The organism is Polyangiaceae bacterium (genome assembly GCA_020633235.1).
Taxonomy (GTDB): domain Bacteria; phylum Myxococcota_A; class Polyangia; order Polyangiales; family Polyangiaceae; genus JACKEA01.
In genome coordinates this window covers 584,861-602,454 of sequence record JACKEA010000002.1, presented here as the reverse complement: position 1 = coordinate 602,454, position 17,594 = coordinate 584,861, and the positions used below count along the sequence as shown (strand labels likewise).

The 17,594-nt window shown below is 68.5% G+C and carries 17 protein-coding genes; 9 read left to right on the top strand and 8 right to left on the bottom strand.

Annotation, left to right across the window (positions count from 1 at the left end):
* Positions 1–81: 81 nt before the first annotated feature.
* Together ftsA and ftsZ are read left to right on the top strand one after the other, a co-directional pair.
* A complete protein-coding gene (ftsA, locus tag H6717_13180; protein ID MCB9577969.1) occupies positions 82–1,350 on the top strand; it encodes a cell division protein FtsA in 1,269 nt (422 codons plus the stop codon).
* A gap of 142 nt (positions 1,351–1,492) precedes the next feature.
* On the top strand, positions 1,493–2,770 hold the full coding sequence (ftsZ, locus tag H6717_13175; GenBank protein ID MCB9577968.1) for a cell division protein FtsZ: 1,278 nt from the start codon (positions 1,493–1,495) through the stop codon (positions 2,768–2,770).
* A gap of 216 nt (positions 2,771–2,986) precedes the next feature.
* Here the strand turns inward: ftsZ and H6717_13170 are convergent, their stop codons facing one another.
* Together H6717_13170 and H6717_13165 are read right to left on the bottom strand one after the other, a co-directional pair.
* Complete coding sequence (locus H6717_13170; GenBank protein MCB9577967.1) at positions 2,987–3,349, bottom strand: VOC family protein; 363 nt, start codon at positions 3,347–3,349, stop codon at positions 2,987–2,989.
* Positions 3,350–3,425: 76 nt separating this feature from the next.
* A complete protein-coding gene (locus H6717_13165) occupies positions 3,426–3,878 on the bottom strand; it encodes a CBS domain-containing protein (GenBank protein ID MCB9577966.1) in 453 nt (150 codons plus the stop codon).
* 319 nt (positions 3,879–4,197) lie between these two features.
* On the opposite strand from H6717_13165, the gene H6717_13160 reads away from it, so the two are divergent.
* Positions 4,198–4,980, top strand: coding sequence for a phosphatase PAP2 family protein (locus H6717_13160; GenBank protein ID MCB9577965.1), 783 nt, complete (start codon positions 4,198–4,200; stop codon positions 4,978–4,980).
* Positions 4,981–5,047: 67 nt separating this feature from the next.
* On the opposite strand, the gene H6717_13155 is transcribed toward H6717_13160, so the two are convergent.
* Positions 5,048–5,419 (bottom strand): hypothetical protein, encoded by a 372-nt coding sequence (locus H6717_13155; protein MCB9577964.1) that lies wholly within the window; start codon positions 5,417–5,419, stop codon positions 5,048–5,050.
* A gap of 45 nt (positions 5,420–5,464) precedes the next feature.
* Entirely contained in the window at positions 5,465–7,219 is a 1,755-nt protein-coding gene (locus H6717_13150) for an aminotransferase class V-fold PLP-dependent enzyme (protein MCB9577963.1), read from the bottom strand.
* Between the two features lie 169 nt (positions 7,220–7,388).
* Here H6717_13150 and H6717_13145 point away from each other — a divergent pair, with 169 nt between their 5' ends.
* Both H6717_13145 and H6717_13140 read left to right on the top strand, forming a co-directional pair.
* Positions 7,389–8,198 (top strand): hypothetical protein, encoded by an 810-nt coding sequence (locus tag H6717_13145; protein ID MCB9577962.1) that lies wholly within the window; start codon positions 7,389–7,391, stop codon positions 8,196–8,198.
* Positions 8,191–8,754, top strand: coding sequence for a hypothetical protein (locus H6717_13140; protein ID MCB9577961.1), 564 nt, complete (start codon positions 8,191–8,193; stop codon positions 8,752–8,754). The genes H6717_13145 and H6717_13140 overlap by 8 nt, the downstream gene beginning before the upstream one ends.
* Here H6717_13140 and H6717_13135 read toward each other — a convergent pair.
* Entirely contained in the window at positions 8,751–9,647 is an 897-nt protein-coding gene (locus tag H6717_13135; GenBank protein ID MCB9577960.1) for a DNA-3-methyladenine glycosylase 2 family protein, read from the bottom strand. The two genes, H6717_13140 and H6717_13135, sit on opposite strands and share 4 nt — an antisense overlap.
* A gap of 1 nt (position 9,648) precedes the next feature.
* Complete coding sequence (locus H6717_13130; GenBank protein MCB9577959.1) at positions 9,649–10,659, bottom strand: hypothetical protein; 1,011 nt, start codon at positions 10,657–10,659, stop codon at positions 9,649–9,651.
* Positions 10,660–10,822: 163 nt separating this feature from the next.
* On the opposite strand from H6717_13130, the gene H6717_13125 reads away from it, so the two are divergent.
* The gene (locus H6717_13125; GenBank protein ID MCB9577958.1) at positions 10,823–11,698 is read left to right on the top strand and encodes a polyphosphate kinase 2 family protein; all 876 of its coding nucleotides are present in this window, start codon (positions 10,823–10,825) and stop codon (positions 11,696–11,698) included.
* 73 nt (positions 11,699–11,771) lie between these two features.
* A complete protein-coding gene (locus H6717_13120; GenBank protein MCB9577957.1) occupies positions 11,772–12,653 on the top strand; it encodes an autotransporter domain-containing protein in 882 nt (293 codons plus the stop codon).
* A gap of 43 nt (positions 12,654–12,696) precedes the next feature.
* Here H6717_13120 and ggt read toward each other — a convergent pair whose 3' ends face one another.
* Positions 12,697–14,487 carry a gamma-glutamyltransferase gene (gene ggt, locus H6717_13115; protein MCB9577956.1) on the bottom strand — a complete coding sequence of 597 codons (1,791 nt, stop codon included), beginning with the start codon at positions 14,485–14,487 and terminating at the stop codon, positions 12,697–12,699.
* Positions 14,475–15,290: a DUF4013 domain-containing protein gene (locus tag H6717_13110; GenBank protein ID MCB9577955.1), complete on the bottom strand. Its 816-nt coding sequence runs from the start codon at positions 15,288–15,290 to the stop codon at positions 14,475–14,477. Before H6717_13110 ends, ggt begins: the two co-directional genes overlap by 13 nt.
* A gap of 83 nt (positions 15,291–15,373) precedes the next feature.
* Here H6717_13110 and moaB point away from each other — a divergent pair, with 83 nt between their 5' ends.
* Positions 15,374–15,895, top strand: a complete 522-nt coding sequence (moaB, locus tag H6717_13105; protein ID MCB9577954.1) for a molybdenum cofactor biosynthesis protein B — start codon at positions 15,374–15,376, stop codon at positions 15,893–15,895.
* A 1,196-nt stretch (positions 15,896–17,091) separates the two neighbouring features.
* Positions 17,092–17,412 carry a four helix bundle protein gene (locus tag H6717_13100; protein ID MCB9577953.1) on the top strand — a complete coding sequence of 107 codons (321 nt, stop codon included), beginning with the start codon at positions 17,092–17,094 and terminating at the stop codon, positions 17,410–17,412.
* Positions 17,413–17,594 lie beyond the last annotated feature (182 nt).

The following is a 17,594-nucleotide window of genomic DNA, read 5'->3' as shown; positions in this document are numbered from 1 at the left end:
TCGGGTGCATGGCAGCGTCGAGACCACTTCGGCCGTACCCCCCGAGGGGTCCCCCAAGCGGCCAGGAGGAGCCACTCAACGATGACTCGCCACGCCCTCGAAAATCCGGAGATCATCGTCGGTCTCGACCTCGGGACCACCAAGGTTTCGGCCGTGGTGGGCGAGGTGGACTCCGACGGGATCACCATCCTCGGTGTCGGGAACGTCCCGTGCCGCGGCCTGCGCAAAGGCGTGGTCAGCAACATCGAGTGGACGGTGCGGTCCATTCGCGAGGCGATCGACGCGGCGCAGACCATGGCCGGCGTGGAGATCCGCACGGTGTACGCCGGCGTCGCCGGAAGCCACATCCGCAGCCTTCACTCCGACGGCGTGTGCGCCATCAGCGGCCGCGAGGTGACCCAGATGGATCTCGAGCGCGTGCTCGAGGGCGCCCGCGCCATTCCGGTGGACGCCGACCGCATGATCCTCCACGCGCTGCCGCGGGAGTACGTGGTCGACAATCAGGACGGCATTCGCGATCCCATCGGCATGAGCGGCGTGCGCCTGCAGGCCCGCGTCAACCTGGTGACCGCGGCCACCAGCCCGATCCAGAACGTGGTTCGCTGCGTGGAGCGCTGCGGACTCTCCGTGGCGGACGTGGTGCTCGAGCCGCTGGCCAGCGCGGACGCCGTGCTCAGCGAGGACGAAAAGGAAATCGGCGTGGCCGTCATCGACATCGGCGGCGGCACCACGGACCTGATGCTGTACGCGGACGGCGGCATCGCGCACACCAGCGTGATCCCGGCGGGCGGCAACAACATCACCAGCGACGTGGCGGCCGGGCTCCGCACGCCCATGGCGGAGGCCGAGCGCCTGAAGCGAAACTACGGCTGCGCGCTGGGGCGCATGATCTCCGACGACGAAGAGATCGAGGTGCCGGGCGTCGGCGGCCACGCGCCGCGCCGGGTCGCCCGCCGGCTGCTGTCCGACATCATCGAGCCGCGCGTGGAAGAGATCTTCAGCGAGGCCCGCCGCCGCATCGAGGAGACGGGTCTCTTGGAGCAGGTGAGCTCCGGCTGCGTGCTGACCGGCGGCGCGGCGCTGATGGAAGGCATGATCGAGTGCGCGGAAGAAGTGCTCGGCATGCCGGTGCGTCTGGGCTTCCCCATCGGGGTGAAGGGCATCGTGCAGCTGGTGCAGGGCCCGCAGTACGCGACCGGCGTGGGCCTGGTGCGCTACGGCGCGCAGCACCTGGCGGACGCCTACGCGCGTGGCGAGCACGTGGCTCCCGCGCCGGTGGTGGCCGAGGTGGACGAGGGCAGCGCCCCTCGCAAGAGCGGATTCTGGAGCTGGCTTCGGGCAGCGTTCTGAGGCGAGCTCGCAGGAGTTTGAAGAGACCAACGGAGTAACGAAGAGAGTCCAATCGGTCCCACTCAGGGGAAGAGGCAGCCCCGGGACTGATGGCACGAGACAACGGAATGCGGCGTAGCCGTACCCGGGAGGAAGGCGAACAATGAGTTTCTCGATCGAATTTGCCGACGAGACCCAGACGTATCAGGCCAAGATCAAGGTCGTAGGTGTGGGTGGTTCTGGCGGCAATGCCATCAACACGATGATCCACTTCGGCTTGGAGGGCGTGGAGTTCATCACCGTGAACACCGACGCGCAGGCGCTCAACGCCAACGCCGCCGCGGTGAAGATCCCCATCGGGGGCAGCGTCACCCGCGGCCTCGGTGCTGGCGCCGACCCCGAGCGCGGCCGCAAGGCGGCGCTCGAGGACGTGACCCGGCTGAAGGAAGCCATCTCCGGTGCCGACATGGTGTTCGTGACCGCCGGCATGGGTGGCGGCACGGGGACCGGAGCCGCGCCGGTCATCGCTCAGCTCGCTCGGGAAGAGGGCGCGCTCACGGTGGGCGTAGTGACCAAGCCCTTCATCTTCGAGGGACGCCAGCGTTCCCGGCGCGCCGATCAGGGCCTGTCGATGCTCGCGGAGCACGTCGACACGCTCATCACCATCCCCAACGAGAAGCTGATGACGTTGGCGGACGACGAGCTCACCTTCGTGGACGCCTTCCGCAAGGCCGACGAGGTCCTGTACCAAGCCGTCCGCGGCATCAGTGATCTCATCACGCTGGACGGCATCGTCAACGTCGACTTCGCCGACGTGCGCACGGTCATGGCCTGCATGGGCCGCGCGCTGATGGGCACCGGCTGCGCCAAGGGCGAAGGCCGCGCGCGGTTGGCCGCCGAGCACGCCATCACCTCGCCGTTGCTCGACAACATCAGCGTGGAGGGCGCCACTGGCGTGCTCATCAACGTGGTGGGCGGGCCCGACATGAAGATGCGCGAGATCCAGGAAGCGGCTTCGCTGATCCAGGAGCAGGCGCACGAGGACGCCAACATCATCTTCGGCGCGAGCATCGACGAGACCATGGGCGACGCCATCAAGGTCACCGTCATCGCCACGGGCTTCGAGGCCTTGGGCGAGGAGATCCCGGTGGAGGTCCCCCGCGAGGCGCCCCGCACCGTGCCGCAGGGCACGCGTCGCGACGCTCTGCGCGAGGGTTTCGCCAGCGCGCCGCCGTCTCGCGCCGCCCTCACCAGCAAGAGCCCGGAGCGCGAGAGCGCGCCGGCCTACTCCACGCGTCGCCCGGCGGCTCTGGCCGCCAGTCTGCAAGCGGGAGCCAACTCCTCCGCGCTGCCGGCCGTCCGCGACCGCATCACCTTCCCCTCCAGCCTCGACCACGACGATTGGGACACTCCGGCGTTCCAACGACGCGGTTCTGGCTGAGCCATTAGAGACTTCCTCCGAGCCTCCGTTGGTATGTTGAGAGCCCCTCCTCCTCGCAAGAGGGGGAGGGGTTCGATTTATTGTCGGTCCGCCGCGGAAACTCGCGCGCGTCCGATCACGCTCGCATTTCCACATCCGTGAGCCGTCGTCGTCAGGACGTGAGCAACGTCAGTGGCTCAGGGGTTGCGCGTTGGCAGGTGCGTTCCCGCCCTTGGCTCACTGCGGGCGACCAAACCACCAGTCGTTGCCAAAGGCGTCCTTCACCCCGGCGCGCCGCTCGCCGTCCGTCGTGTCCGCCGGAGCCATGGTCGACGTCGCGCCCGCCTGGAGAGCGCGCGCGTGCCACGCATCGGGATCGTCGACGTACAGAAACAGCATGGCGCTCGTGCGACGGCTGGCGCCGCCCACCATCAGCATCGAGTCACCGACCCGTAACTCCACGTGGACGCCGCCGCCGCTGCCACGCGCGCGCAGCGTCTCCTCCGCGCCGAGGGCGTGCCGCATGAACGCGAGCAGACCGTCGAGGTCGTCGGTGACGAGATACGGGGTGACGGTGGAAAACCCGTTGCGAATGGTCATGCCACCGTCAGCTTAAGACGGCTATCGCGGGTCGCAACGGTTGCGGCGCTGGGCGGGCGCTGCGCAAGACTCGCCGTCAGCTCGGACGGGGACTGACGATGCCGGCGAAGGTACGGCTCAGCGCCGGGCTTTCCAGTGCCATCGCCAACGTCCTTTCCTGCGAGTGGCGCGCGAGATCACCCAGCGTCACGATGCCGACCAGCTCGTCACCGTAGCCGACGACGGGAATGCGGCGCAGCTGCGCGTTCCGCATCATGGTCTCCACCTCCGACACCGACGTATCCGGCGTACAGGTGACGATGTCTCGGCTCATGGCCATGGCGACGTCCACGTCGGCCAGCCGGACACCCTGGGTGTAGGCCGCCATGCACGCGTCCCGGTCCGTGATCATCGCGATGGCACGGCCTTCCGCGTCGACGACCACGATGGATCCGACGTCGTGATCCCACATCAGCTTCGCCGCGTGCGCCAAGGTGTCCTCCGGCGTGCACGTGTGAACGTGATGGGTCATCAGGCTCTTCACTTTCATCGTTGCCTCCTGCTGAGCGCTCTCAGCAATTCTCGATCCACGTGCGCCCTTGCCCGGGCGTCAGCGCTCGTCGTGGCGAAACGACCCGAGCACTGGACGCCGCACAGCGCATTTCTGCCGCTTTCGTTTCGGAACGTGACTTGCTGAAGACGACTTCGTGCCCTTTTTACGTGTGTCATTCGGTGCCCTCGTTGCTGCGCTCGTGCTCACCAGCCCAGCCGGCGCCGTCGAGAAAGTCCATCCTGACCGTGCCAAGTCCGTCCCTCCCGAGCTCGGCTCCATTCCCCCCGAGCCCCACCACGAAGGTGGAGAGGACGTCGTGCCCGCGTCACCGCTCACCCCCGTGGTTCCCGAGCCGGAAGCGCCCCCCAAGCGCGCGTATCAGCTGTACTGGCAGCTCGACGTACCACTGCTCGTGAGCGCTGGAGTGCTGTCCCTGGGTCGCAGCTTCCGTACGGCGAAGGGCTCGGCGCCCGCGTACTGCACGACCACACCCGAAGGCTGTGACAAGAGCGACCTCGCCGCTTGGGACCGCCCGTACGCGGGCACCTACGAGCCGCGTTGGAACACCGTGAGCGACCTGGGCGCGGGTGTGCTGCTCGTCGCGCCCATCCCCCTGCTCAGCGCGGACGAAGGCTTTCTCAGTGCGCTCAACGACTCGGTCGTCGTCTACGAGTCCACCGTCACCGCCGTCGCGCTCTCGGCCCTGGCCACCCTCAGCACCAGCCGCGCTCGCCCCTTCGTGTACGGAACCTCGGCACCGGAAAGCGTGCGCAAGAGCCCGGACGGTGCGCTCTCGTTCATCAGCGGCCACACCACGGCGTCCTTTGCTCTGTCCACGTCGTTGTTCTGGACGGTGGAGCGGCGTCACCACGGCTCCGCTTACACCTGGGCCGTGTTCGGCGTGGGCACCGCCGTCGCCACCACCGTCGGCATCTCCCGCGTCAAGGCGGGCAAGCACTTCCCGAGCGACGTGGTGGCCGGCGCGCTGGTGGGCGCGTCCATTGGTACCTTGATCCCCGCGCTCCACGACACGCCCGTCCGCGTGACGCCGGAGGTCGACAAAGAGCGAGCGTCCTTGTCGCTTTCTGGGATCTTCTGATTGTCGGTCCGGCGCGGAAGCTCCGTTTCCGCGCCGCACCAACACCAAAATGGAAACAGGCGGCGGGCTACTTCTTGCGCAGGCCGAGACCGGCGACCACCAACCCGGCCAGACCGAACACGCCGCTGACGGGCCCGAAGATCATCATCCGGCGCATGGCGGCGCGCTGCACGATGCGCACGCCGAGCTCGCGGGCCATGGGGGAGAGGCGTGAGTCCGAGGCCCAACGATCGGCGACGGTGGCGTACTGATACGCGTTCATCGCGAACACGGAGCCGACGCCGAGGGAGATCAGCAGCAGGAACCCGCCGCCCAGGATCATGAAGATGTTGCGCTTCGGCTGCCGCGCGGGGGCCGCCATGCCGGCGGGGGCGGCTGCGTACTGCTGCTGCGGGGCGGGCGCATACTGCTGCTGCTGGGGGGCGGGGTACTGGTTCATCGCGCCGCTATACGCCCTTCGCAGGCCGACTCTTCCCGCTTTCTCTCAGCGGACGTGGAGCGGATTCTTGCGGGGCTCGTTGGGCGCCTCGCCCGACAGCTCCGCGGCCACCTCGGCCGGCAGCGGGAACCAGCGCAAGTGCTCGAAATCCGGAGACAACGGCGTGTCCTCCAGGGTGAGGTCGCGGACCTGGTCCGCGGCGCCGTCGAACAGCTTCTGCGCTTCCGTCAGGTAGCCGTCGAGGGCCCACTCCGGTTCCGTGGCGTGGCGCGAGCGGTATTCCATCTTGCCACCCTGGTAGCTCACGTCCGTCAGCCGCAACGGCGGCTCCGGCCGACCCTGACGGTGGCGCCACTTGCCGGTGGCGCGATCGAAGCTGTACAGCGGCAACAGCTTGTAGCCCTCCTTCGCCACCATGTGCACCGCGCGCAGCACGAACTGGAACACGCTCTCCGACAGGAAGTAGTTGAAGTTCACTCGCACCCAGCCGGGCTTGATCCCTTCACAGCCGAGCACGATCTCGCGTTCGAACTCCCGGCTGGTCTCGAGATCGATGCCCAGCAAACGGTGGCCGTAGGGGCCTGCACAGGAACAACCGGCCCGCGCCTGGATGCCGAATAGATCGTTCAGCAGCGCGGCGACGTAGTCGTGGTGCAAGTACCCGGTGCCGTGGCGCACCACGAAGGACACGATCGAAAGGCGCCACAGTTTGTTGTTGCCGAGGATCTCCAAGTGCTCGTTCTCGGACCAACTCTGGATGGCGCGATCGATGAAGTCCTTCTCGTGGGCGCGGATGGCGTCGTGGCCCACGGCATCCTTGAGCTGGAACACGAGACCCGCGCGGATGGCGCCGACGATGTCCGGCGTGCCGCCCTCTTCGCGCACCTCGGGGTCGTCCAGATAGCGGTGCTCCTTGGGATTGACGTAGGCGACGGTGCCGCCGCCCGGCAGCGAGGGCACGCGGTTTCGGAACAGCTTCTTCTTGGCCACCAGCACGCCGGGGGTGCCGGGCCCACCGATGAACTTGTGCGGCGAGAGGAAGACGGCGTCCTTGTACACGAGGTGGCCGTCGGGCCCCTCGTCCTGCATGTTCATCTCGATCTTCACGTAGGGCCCGGCCGCCGCGAAGTCCCAGAAGGACAGCGCGCCGTGGGCGTGCAGCAAGCGGGCGATGCCGCGGGTGTCGGAGCCGATGCCGGTCACGTTGGAAGCGGCGGAGAAGCTCCCGATCTTGAGCGGACGATCCCCGTAGCGGGACAGCTCGCGCTCGAGGATGTCGAGGTCGATGCGACCATCGGAATCCTCCGGAATGGTGACCAGCTCCGCGATCGATTCGCGCCAGGGCAGCTCGTTGGAGTGATGCTCGTAAGGGCCGATGAACACCACCGGGCGCTCTTCCGGCGGGATCTGCTCCAGCAGCCGGTAGCGATCGTCGAGCTCCCGGGGCAGCCGCAGGTTCATCACGTCGATCAGCTTGTTGATCGCGCTGGTGGCTCCGGAGCCGCAGAAGATGACCACGTCCCGCTCGTCCCCGCCCACGGAGCGCCGGATGATCTCCCGCGCGTCCTCGCGAAAGCGCGTGGTCTGCAGCCCCGTGCCGCTGGATTCGGTATGGGTGTTGGCATACCGCGGTAACACCTCGTTGCGAATGAAGTCCTCGATGAAGGACAGCGATCGCCCGGACGCGGTGTAGTCGGCGTAGGTCACGCGGCGCGGTCCGAAGGGACCGTCCAGCACTTGGTCGTCTCCGATGATCGAAGTGCGGATGGTCTCGATCAAACGCTCGGCAGAAGCAGTCATGATACGCTCACGAGCGTAGCGCGTCTGGCACCGGGTTTGCACTCCGTGGCGGCCCGACACCGGAGGCCAGAGGGATGCAGCGAGACCAGGAGAAACGCTCGATGATCGCGCGCAAAACGCGCTGTGGCGGAAACCGCACAGGCTGTCACCAAAGTCAGGGGCATTGCTCGTGAGCTGGGCTCTGCTCCTGACCTTGGCGGCGCCCACCTCGGCGCCACCGCCGCCCGATGGGCCAGCGGTGGATGCTGCGCCGACCGCGACGACGGCCGCGCCGCCAGCACCCGCTCCTGCTCCAACTCCGCCGCCGGCTGCTGCGCCGCCGGCTGCTGCGCCGCCGCCTGCCTACGGCTACGGCCAGCCACCGCCCGGTTACTACCCGGCGCCCGCCTACGGTCCCTATCCGGCGCCTCGCGATCCGGGGCCGGCCCCCGCAGCGCCGCGGGCGAAGGAGCCGCGGGAACCGATGCAGTGGTTGGTGCGTCTCGACATCGGTCTCGGCGGTTCGGCGGGCAGCGAGCAGAAGGATCTGATCGAGGCCGACGGCTACTCCATCGGCACCATGTTCTATCTCGGAGGCAGCTTCGACTACCTGCCGTCGCCCTTCCTCGGCGTGGGCGCCTTCGGCGGCTACGCGGACGGTGGCTCCACCCCGGACCAGGGAGGACCGGAGCTCAACGTCGAAGACTTCTACGCCGGCGGCGAGGTCCCCCTGGTGCTCGCGGGAGACGCGCCCATCGTGGGTGTGATTGCGCCGCGCTTGGGCATCGGTTGGGGCTCTCTCGACTTCGCCGGCGGAGGGTCTTCCAAGTCGCAATCCGGCTTCTTGTGGGGCGGTGCGGCGTCCCTGTTGTTCCCCGACGCGCACGTTGGGATGAGCCTCGTGCTGCTCCGCTGTCGGGTGGATCCGCCCGGGGACGTCGGGCGGCGCTACGATCTAGGCGGTACTTTCTTCACCTTCACGGGAGTGTTCAATGGCTAGCCTTCGCGGCCGTTTGGCCATCCTCACCCTGGGGCTCGCGGCCGCCGGAGCCTGCTCTTCGAACGTGGAGAGTCAGACCCGGCTGCTCGACGACGCCTGTGGCGGCGGCGAGTGCGAGACCAGCGGCGCCGCCCAGCAGGTCACGGGCCTCACCGGTGACAGCATCGGCTATCAGCTGGGGCCGGGCCCGGCCAAGCTCGACATTCCGCTGCCCACCTTCAGCGATCCGACGCAGGACTCCTTCGACGCGGAGGTGCTGGCGGAAGGTCACGGCACCCTCCATGCGCGCCTGCTGCGGGAGGACTGCACGAACGGCAGCTGCACCCGCACCGTGATCGACGAACGGACCACCATCGTGCCCCGGAGCTACGACTGGGTGCGCGTCGGCACCTTCGTGCCGGATGCTTCGATCAACGGAGGCGGGACCTTCGACGGCTTCGTGGTGGAGCTCGAGATCGACGCCGCGGCCTCCGGCACCTCGCTGGACGTGGCGGACATCCGGTACGACACCTTCGACGCCATCCGCTGCAGCACCTACGCCCCCGGCCGGCGTTAGCGGTGCCAGCTTCGGAGCCGGCGTCGCGGGCCGAAGCGCGGCGCCGGGCGACCGCCCACTTCCAGCAGCCGTTGCGCGCGGCCGCGATGTCCGGCGTAGGGCGCCAGCAGGGCGAGCATCTGCGCGTCGTCGCCGCGGGGCTCGCCGGTGAGGTTCACCGCCACCAGGTGCGGCAGATTGTAGTCGCCGACGGAGAGCGCGTCGGCGTCACCCAGGGCGACCCGGGCGATCTCCGCGCTGGTCCACGGCCCCACGCCGGGAAAGCGTTCCAGATACGCCCGCGCGTCGCGCAACCCGAGGGCCTCGAGCTCCCGCGCGCGCGCCGCGAGGCGCCGGAGGGTCTCGCTCCGGCGACGCTCGACCCCGAAGCGGGACAGCTCGAAATAGGGTAGCTCGGCGATCACCTCCGCCGCCGGCGGGAGCAGCATCGGCCGCGGGCCGGGGCTGGGCTCCGACCACGCGCGACAGATCCCGACGTAGGCGGCCAGGGCCTCCTTTCCGGCGACCTTCTGCTCGAGGACCGCGAGCAGGGTGGCGTGCCACACGGCGTGGGTCTTCACGATGCGCGCGCCCGGATGGCGCCGATGGATCTCGGCGAGGACGCCCGTCGGGTGGAAGCCCGTGATGTCGTCGCTGGCGCCGATGATCTCCGGCGCCAGCTCCAGCGCCTGCTCGGCCCCCGGCCCCCAAGCTTCCGCCGACACGCCGCCGTCGTCCGCGGCGAGTCGCAGCGTCGCGGCGCCGCTCGGCGTGCGCAGCGTGCGCCACCAACTGCCGTCGGGGTCTCTGCCGGTACAAGGGTCCGACCCGCGCCGCCAGAGCTGATCCAGCGTGTGGTCGAGGCTGACGGGAAGCGGCGGCTCGATGCGCCGCGTCCCGTGCTCCCGCGCCATGTCAGCTCTTGCTGGGCGTACAGGTGGAGACGCCGGCGCCCACCACGGCCTGGGGCACGCTGCCGACCACCTTCAGCGTGCCGTCCGTCGGTCGGTAGCGGGTGATGGTGGTCTTGCCGTTCAACGGCGCCGTGAAGATGTAGAAGTCCCCGCCCCAATAGGCGAAGGCGAAGGCGCTGGCGTCGCCCTGCACCGAGACCGGCACCACGTCGAGGATGGCGCCGGTGTGCTTGTCGATGCTCACCACCGAGCCACCGCCGGTGCTGTTCGAGTCCACGAAGTAGCCGTACAGACTGCCGTCGTCGGAGCTGGTGAGCTCCATGCGGTCGCCCGGCGCCGCTATGAAGGGGCCGACGAAATCGAGGCCGTAGGTCGTCAGGTCGATGCTGCCGAGACCGTTGACCTGATTCGCCGGTTGACTGCCGGCTGCCACGTACAGCGTCTCTCCCATGCCGTCGTCGTCCAGCGCGAAGCCCATTCCGAACAGGCCGAAGCCCTGCTGGCCCGGGACGAACTCGGTGGCCACGCAGGCGGCCGTCTCCACGCTGGCGGCGTACAGCTGCCCGGGTGGGTTCGAGCCCGTGGGCGACAGCGGCCGATGCAGGATGTAGGCGATGCCCGAGCGGCTCACGCCCATGGAGAACGGCGAGCCGTTGGTGGGGCAGTCGAGCTTGCCCACGTTGAACAGCGTGCCCTTGCTCGGATCGTAGCGATAGAGTGTCGACTCCTCCGTCACCAGGTACACGAACAGGGCGTTGGGATCGCAGGGCGCGAGGCCGTCGAACTTCACGTCCTTGAACACGACGTTGCCGTCGCCGTCGTCGGCGTCCGCGGCGTCCTGATCCTCGGAGGCATCCACCGGGGGCACGCTGTGATCGAAGCCCGCGTCCTGCCCGGTGCTGGCGTCCGCGGAGGCGCGATCGGGCAACCCGGTTCGAGAGCCGCACGCCATGGGGAGCGCGATGCCGAGGGCCGCGAGGGCGATCCAGGCTGCCTGTTCCAACCGGCGCATGCCTTGCCGGTCGCACTCTCCCGAATCGGCGTCAAGCACACGCCCCGAGAGCTTCCCCGAGCAGCTGAATGTCGGTGCGGCGCGCTGGCTCCGCGCCGCGGCCGACCTTCGCCTGCAAAGCGAAGGATTGTGAGTCGCGGGGCGGCTCAGTACTGTGACCCGCATGGCGAAGCACGAACCCGTGGAAAGCCCGTACCTGGTGCCCTTCGACGGCAGCTTTCGGGTGGACAAGGCCAAGACCCAGCCGCCCAAGAGCATGGCGGACAAGCACCAGAACAAGAAGCAGCTGAAGAAACAGATCAAGCAGATGCGGGAGCTGCAACAGCAGCTCTACGCGCACGATCGCTACTCTCTCTTGCTCGTGTTCCAGGCCATGGACGCGGCCGGCAAGGACGGCACCATCCGCGCGGTGATGAGCGGCGTGAACCCCGCCGGGTGCCAGGTGTACAGCTTCAAGAAGCCGTCGGAAGAAGCCCTGGATCACGACTTCATGTGGCGCATCTACCGCGCCCTTCCCGAGCGCGGGCGCATCGGCATCTTCAACCGTAGCCACTACGAAGAGGTGCTCGTGGTGCGCGTGCACCCGGAGTTCCTCCGCTATCAGAAGCTGCCCGAGCCGATCGACGAGAAGAAGCTGTGGAAGCAGCGCTACGACTCCATTCGCTCGATCGAGAAGCACTGGGTCGACAACGGCACCCGCGTGCTGAAGTTCTGGCTCAACGTATCTCGGGACGAGCAGCGTCAGCGGTTTCTGGATCGCATCGACGATCCGGAAGCCAACTGGAAGTTTTCCGCGACGGACGTGGAAGAGCGCAAGCACTGGGACGCGTACATGGATGCCTACGAGGAGGCCCTCAACCAGACGAGCCGGCCGTGGGCGCCGTGGTACTCGATCCCGGCGGACGACAAGCCCTTCATGCGACGCGTGGTGGCGGACATCGTCGTGCGCACGCTCAAGAGCATGGGGCTCAAGTACCCCAGCGTGACGGCGGACGAGCGGAAGAAGCTGCTCGAACGGCGCGCGGAGCTCTTGGAGTGAGCCCGCGTCCCAGCCATCGTCATTGACCCCCGGAGCGGATTCGGGAGAGCCTCCCGTCTCAAAGGCGGTTCAGATGCGCAAGCTAGGTTTGGTTTCGTTGCTGGGCATCGGCGTGACGTTGACGATCACTTCGGCAGCAAGCGCGCAAGGCGAGCCTGCGCCTGCCGAGCCAACGGCCGCTCCCTCTGCAGCTCCTCCGGAGGCCGCTCCGCCGCCGGTCCCGCCGCCACCGCCGCCACCGCCGCCGCCCGCGGGGACGGCGCAGCCCGGCTATCCGGCGCAGCCCGGTTATCCGGCGCAGCCCGGTTATCCGGCGCAGCCCGGCGCCTATCCTCCTCCGCAGCAGCCGGCGTACTACGCGCCGCCCCCGGCGCCACCGCCTCCGCCTCCGGAGGGCGTGCACGAGCACGATGGGTTCTATCTGCGCCTCGCCCTCGGATACGCGCACCTGAATCTCGAGTCGACGCTCACGGAAACCAACCAAGATGAAAAGATCAAGGGCAACGGTGCCGTGTTTCAGCTCGCGATCGGCGGGACTCCGGCGCCGGGGCTCGTGATCGGTGGCATGCTGCTCGGGCACGCGTTTGCCGAACCGGACGTGGAGATCAACGGCGTGAGCCGGAGCACGAGCAACACCACCGTGAACGTGAGCTCCGTGGGTCCCTTCATTCAGTACTACTTCGATCCGACGAGCGGGTTCTACCTCCAAGGCTACGTCGGATACGCCTCGGGCAATTCCCAATACGACTCTGGCGGGACCACCTACCAGAGCGAGAGCGCCACGGGGCCTGCCTTCGGCATCGGTCTGGGGTACGACTTCTGGATCTCCGATCAATGGAGCATCGGCCCCGAGTTTCGCTTCCTCTACGCCAGCCTCAAGTACTCGGGCAGCGGTCCGGACGAAGAAGACAAGGTCTACATTCCGACGCTTTCCATCGCCGGCACGCTGCACTGAGAGCGGGCTCGCGCCGCCCCGACATCCAGATGAGCCTCGAGGCTCAGGGAGTCTTCGTTTCCGAAGGGCCGAGGGCCAGGCCGCCTTCTCGCGGGTCGGCGTAGCCAAAGGCAGCGCCGTCGGCGAGGACGATGTCGTTGGCGTCGCCCATCGGGATGCGTTTCTTGCTGAGGGTGTGACCGCGGCGCACGAGGTCGTCGAGCACCGCCTTGGGCGGCGGGCGTTGGCGCTCGTAGCGCGCTTCGTCGGGAACGAAACCGTGGTGCACGCGGGGGGCGTTCACGGCGCGGTCGAGCGTCATGCCGGCGTCCACCAAGTTCATGAGCACCTGGGCGACGGTGCTGGGAATGGTGTCGCCACCGGGGGAGCCGAGCACCGCGACGAGCTCTTGGTCGCGGAACAGGAGCGTGGGCGCCATGGAGCTCACGGTGCGGGCGCCGCCCTTGGGGAGGTTGTCGCCCGCGGTGCCGAAGGAGGCGACGGAATTGTTGAGCACCACGCCGGTGCCGGCGGGCATGATCTTGGCGCCGAAGCCCGCGGAGAGCGTGGTGGTGAGGCTGACGGCGTTGCCGTCTGCGTCCACCACCGACAGGTGCGTGGTGTGCTCGAGCTCGCGCATGGCGGCGGCGAAGCGTGGATCGATCTCCGAGGAGGGCGTGGCGTGCTCTGGATCGATCGGGTGCGCTGAGAGGAGCGCGGCGCCGTTCTCCCACAGGGCGATACGGCGCGCGAGCTCGCCCGGCGGAAGGCGTTCGGGATCCACCACGGCGAAGCGCCGCGCGGCCTGCGCGCGCCGGCTGGCCTCCAGGAACAGATGCAGATCGAGGGCGGAGCCGCGGGCGTTCTGCCAGGCTTTCAGAGCGGCGCGCTGGCTCAGGATCATGGCCAGCGTGGGGCCTCCGGCGGAGGGCGGCGGCATCGTCTCCACCGTGAGACCGCGGTACGAAAAGCGCAGCGGCGTGCGCTCGATGGCGCGGTACTCCGAGAGGTCCGACGCGTGCCACAGGGCGTTCTTGCCCAGGCCGGCGATGAGCCTCTTGGCGGTCTCGCCCTGATAGAAGCCGTCGCGACCCTGCTCCGCGATGCGGCGCAGCGTCTTGGCCAGATCGGGGCGGCGCAGGCGCGTGCCCGCTTTCTTCGGATCTTTGCCGTCGCCGAACACCGCCCGGAGCGGAGGGTTCCTTTTAATCGATGGCCAGCTCCAGCGAATGGTGAGGCCCTCGCGGTGGCCGATGCGGTGGCCCTTCTCCGCCAGCTCGATGGCGGGGGCGAGGACGTCCTCGCGCGAGAGCTTCCCGAAGCGATCGTGAGCCAGCTCGAGGCCGGCGACGGTGCCCGGAATGCCGGCGGCGTCGGGACCGATGGCATCGTGGGCGATCATCTGATCGAAGCGCTCTCGCGTGAGCGCTTCGGGCGCGGTCTCTCGGAAGTCGATGGCGACGGTGGGCTGGCCCACGCGGTGAACCAACATGAAGCCGCCGCCGCCGATGTTGCCGGCGCTGGGGTGGGTGACGGCCAGGGCGTAGGCCACGGCCACGGCGGCGTCCACGGCGTTGCCGCCCGCTTCCAAGATGCGCACGCCGGCGCGGGTGGCTTGGCTTTCCACGCTGACCACGACGCCGCGCTCGGAGCGCACCGTGTTGCCGCCGCCATGCACGACGGGCAGCGGTGGCTTCGGTGCGGGAGGAGTGAGCGACGCCGAAGGCGGCGCCGAGGCCGTGACCGGCGGCGCGCTCGACGGCGGCGGTGTGGCTTCACCGTGGCCGCTGGCCGAGCGCGTGCACGCAGCGGCGAGGGCGGCGACGACGAAGAGCCCGCGCTTCAGCCCGCCCACGCCCCCTGCGCCTGGGCTCGAGCTTCCGACGGCAAGAGCTGCGCCGGCTTCACGGGGATCGGCTCGCCGCCGCGGGCGAGGTAATCGTCGTAGATCATGAAGCGCAGCCGCATCGCTGCGATCTGCAGCACGATCGCCGCGGGGTAGATGCCGACGTAGCAGAGCATCATGCCCAAGAGCACGATGCCCACGGCCACGAACATGAACGCGAAGTTCTTGATCATCACCCGCCAGAAGGTGGCCTTGCCGTAGGCGAACACCTTGCCCATGCTCAGGGCTTCGCTGAAATTCTCCGTGAGCTCCGCGCGGGTTTGGGCGGCGTTTACGAAGGCGCTGACGCCGAGCATCACCATCAAGGCGATCAAGCCGAGCAGGCCGCCGACGGCGATGCCGATGGCGGGCTCGTCCGTGGCGGCGATCACGCCGGCGGTGCCAACGGCCGCCAGGGCGATGAAGCCATACACGATGATCAGCACCGGGATGGTCATCACGATCTGCACCAGGAACACCGTCAGCCCGCGCCGGAGGTACTCACCGAAATCCGAGAAGTCGATGTACGGGATGGGCTGGGGGTGACGTCGCACCAGGCGCTGCTGGGCCTCGCAAAACCAGCCGGCCATGGCGATGGGGCCGGCGATCGGGATGACCATGAAGATCACCGCGAACATCACGTTGTGCTTCCACTCCGGGTCCTCGAACACCGCCTTGACGGCGTCGATCACGCTGACGCCGCGGCTCGAGCCAGGGCCTGGGGCATACCCTACGTCTTGGGCCGGAGCCTCGGCCTGCCAGGGAGGTTGCATCGGCGCGATGGTAGCAAATCCGCCACCTCCGGCCGCTCGGGAAATCGGTTGCCTGCGTCCTGGCCTGCTCTAATGTGACCCCCATGCCGTCGGACCGCACGTTCATCCCGCTCAGCATCGCCGTTCTCACCGTCAGTGACACTCGGACGCTGGAGACGGACACCAGCGGTGGCACCTTGGTGGAAGCGCTCGAAGGGGCGGGGCACGTCGTGGCCAGTCGCGCGTTGCTCCCCGACGACGTCGACAAGCTCCGCGCGCAGCTCGTGGAGTGGATCGAAGATCCGAACATCGCGGTCGTGATCGCAACGGGAGGTACCGGCATCACCGCGCGGGACGTGACGCCGGAAGCGCTTGCGCCCCTCGTCACCAAGCCGATCCCCGGATTTGGCGAGCTGTTCCGCTACCTCTCGTATGCGGACATCGGCGCGTCCACCATTCAGTCCCGGGCCGAAGCCGCGCTGTGCAAGACGACCTTGGTGTTCACGTTGCCCGGCTCCACCAAGGCCGTGCGGCTCGGCCTCGACAAGATCATCTTGCCGCAGCTCGACGCTCGCACGGAGCCGTGCAGTTTTGCCGAGCTCTTGCCGAGGGTAGTCGCCGGCTGAACGTCGATTTTTGTTTTGGGGTTGGGACGGCGCGATGCCCGTCGCGTCGTTGCGGGGGCGGATGCGGGTGCGGATGCGGATGCGGGTGCGAACCGCGGATGCGGATGCGGGCGGTAGGTAGGCGCGGAACAGGCTCAGAACGCCGCGCCGCCGCGGGAGACGACGCCACGCGCTTGCAGCAGGTACACGTGGTACTGGCTGCTCAGGATGTTGGCGGAGAAGGGATCCGCGCTGTGGCTCATGCGCGAGCGGGGGGCACAATGCTCGGGGGGGGCGCTGGGGAACGGCGCTTTGTGCGAGGTGGATGTTCGCGTCGCTTCGAGGCGCGGGCGATTGGACAGGGGGCTTCGCTCAGGGCTGTCCGAGCCTACCGGGGAGGGACACGCCGGTGAGGGTGGGACCCTCGCGCAGTGGCGCGGGCGGAGAACCCGGAGAGCACAATGCTCAGAATCTACTCGGACGTGTTCGCGTGGTTGGATGGCGCGTTGTGCGAGGTGGATGTCCGCGTCGTCGCTTCGAGGCGCGGGCGATTGGACAGGCGGCGTCCAGGCCAAGCCGCTCGCCGGTGGCTGCTGACGCAGCCACCGGCGCGACTCGGCGGCGTCGCGCAGTGGGGCGGGCGGAGAAGCGGAGAGAGCAATGCCAGGTGGCATGCTGGACTGGCTGAACGCAGCCAGCCTGCCATCCCGCGCATCGAACGACCCCGCCTGCGACTCGCCGGCATGAGGGTCGGGACACCGCCTCGCGCAGTGATGGCGCGGGCAACAAGAACGCGCCAGTACACCATTGCGCTGGGCAGATGCGCAGAATCTACTCGGACGTGTTCGCGCCGCCGCTGGATGGCGCGTTCGTGCGAAGATGAATGTCATCGCGTCGATTCTCAGGAGGCGCGCAAGGGGCGGACGAGGTGGGGCTCAAACGCAAGGGGGGAGCGGAGCGGGAGCTCGGGCGGGGGGCAGGGACGCCGGGGAACAGTGTGGTTCGGCGCGTTGTGCTGAATGTTCGCGTCGCTTCGAGGCGCGGCGTGGACAGGCCGGCGTGCTCGGCGGCGTCCAGGCCAAGCCGGCTTCGCCGGTGGCTGCTGACGCAGCCAGCCTGGACCCCGCCTGCGACTCGCCGGTGAGGGTGGGACACCCCTCGCGCAGCGGGCGCGGGCGGAGAACCCGGAGAGAGCAATGCTCAGAATCTACTCGGACATGCTGGACTGGCTCGAAGAGCTCGCAAGGCTCATCCCGCGCATCGAACGACACGATCCCGATCTCGCGCGGCAGCTTCGGCGGGCATCGCGCTCGGTCGTGCTCAACACCGCCGAAGGCATGGATGCGCGCGGCCGCAACAAGAGCGCCAAGTACACCATTGCGCTGGGCGAGATGCGCGAAAGCTACGCGGCGCTCGAGGTCAGCGTCCGGCTTCGGTACCTGCCGCCGCTGGAGCCTGGCTTCGAGGATCGCTCGCAGAAGATCATCGGCACGTTGCATCGTCTTGCGCACTCTCGGGCGCGCGACGATGCGAGATGAACGGCTGCCAAGGGGCGACCGTGCGGGGCGCGCCGTCGAGGTGCGCCCCGCTCAAACGCGGGAGCGGGAGCGGGAGCGGGAGCGGGAGCGGGAGCGGGAGCGGGAGCGGGAGCGGGAGGGAGCAGGAGCGGGAGCAGGAGCGGGAGCAGGAGGGAGCAGGGAGCAGGGGCAGGAGCGGGAGC

Bases quoted from the DNA above. Each gene is read 5' to 3' on its own strand.
- ftsA (MCB9577969.1), top strand. From the start codon at position 82: ATGACTCGCCACGCCCTCGAAAATCCGGAGATCATCGTCGGTCTCGAC.
- ftsZ (MCB9577968.1), top strand. From the start codon at position 1,493: ATGAGTTTCTCGATCGAATTTGCCGACGAGACCCAGACGTATCAGGCC.
- H6717_13170 (MCB9577967.1), bottom strand. From the start codon at position 3,349: ATGACCATTCGCAACGGGTTTTCCACCGTCACCCCGTATCTCGTCACC.
- H6717_13165 (MCB9577966.1), bottom strand. From the start codon at position 3,878: ATGAAAGTGAAGAGCCTGATGACCCATCACGTTCACACGTGCACGCCG.
- H6717_13155 (MCB9577964.1), bottom strand. From the start codon at position 5,419: ATGAACCAGTACCCCGCCCCCCAGCAGCAGCAGTATGCGCCCGCCCCG.
- H6717_13150 (MCB9577963.1), bottom strand. From the start codon at position 7,219: ATGACTGCTTCTGCCGAGCGTTTGATCGAGACCATCCGCACTTCGATC.
- H6717_13140 (MCB9577961.1), top strand. From the start codon at position 8,191: ATGGCTAGCCTTCGCGGCCGTTTGGCCATCCTCACCCTGGGGCTCGCG.
- H6717_13135 (MCB9577960.1), bottom strand. From the start codon at position 9,647: ATGGCGCGGGAGCACGGGACGCGGCGCATCGAGCCGCCGCTTCCCGTC.
- H6717_13130 (MCB9577959.1), bottom strand. From the start codon at position 10,659: ATGCGCCGGTTGGAACAGGCAGCCTGGATCGCCCTCGCGGCCCTCGGC.
- H6717_13125 (MCB9577958.1), top strand. From the start codon at position 10,823: ATGGCGAAGCACGAACCCGTGGAAAGCCCGTACCTGGTGCCCTTCGAC.
- H6717_13120 (MCB9577957.1), top strand. From the start codon at position 11,772: ATGCGCAAGCTAGGTTTGGTTTCGTTGCTGGGCATCGGCGTGACGTTG.
- H6717_13110 (MCB9577955.1), bottom strand. From the start codon at position 15,290: ATGCAACCTCCCTGGCAGGCCGAGGCTCCGGCCCAAGACGTAGGGTAT.
- moaB (MCB9577954.1), top strand. From the start codon at position 15,374: ATGCCGTCGGACCGCACGTTCATCCCGCTCAGCATCGCCGTTCTCACC.
- H6717_13100 (MCB9577953.1), top strand. From the start codon at position 17,092: ATGCTGGACTGGCTCGAAGAGCTCGCAAGGCTCATCCCGCGCATCGAA.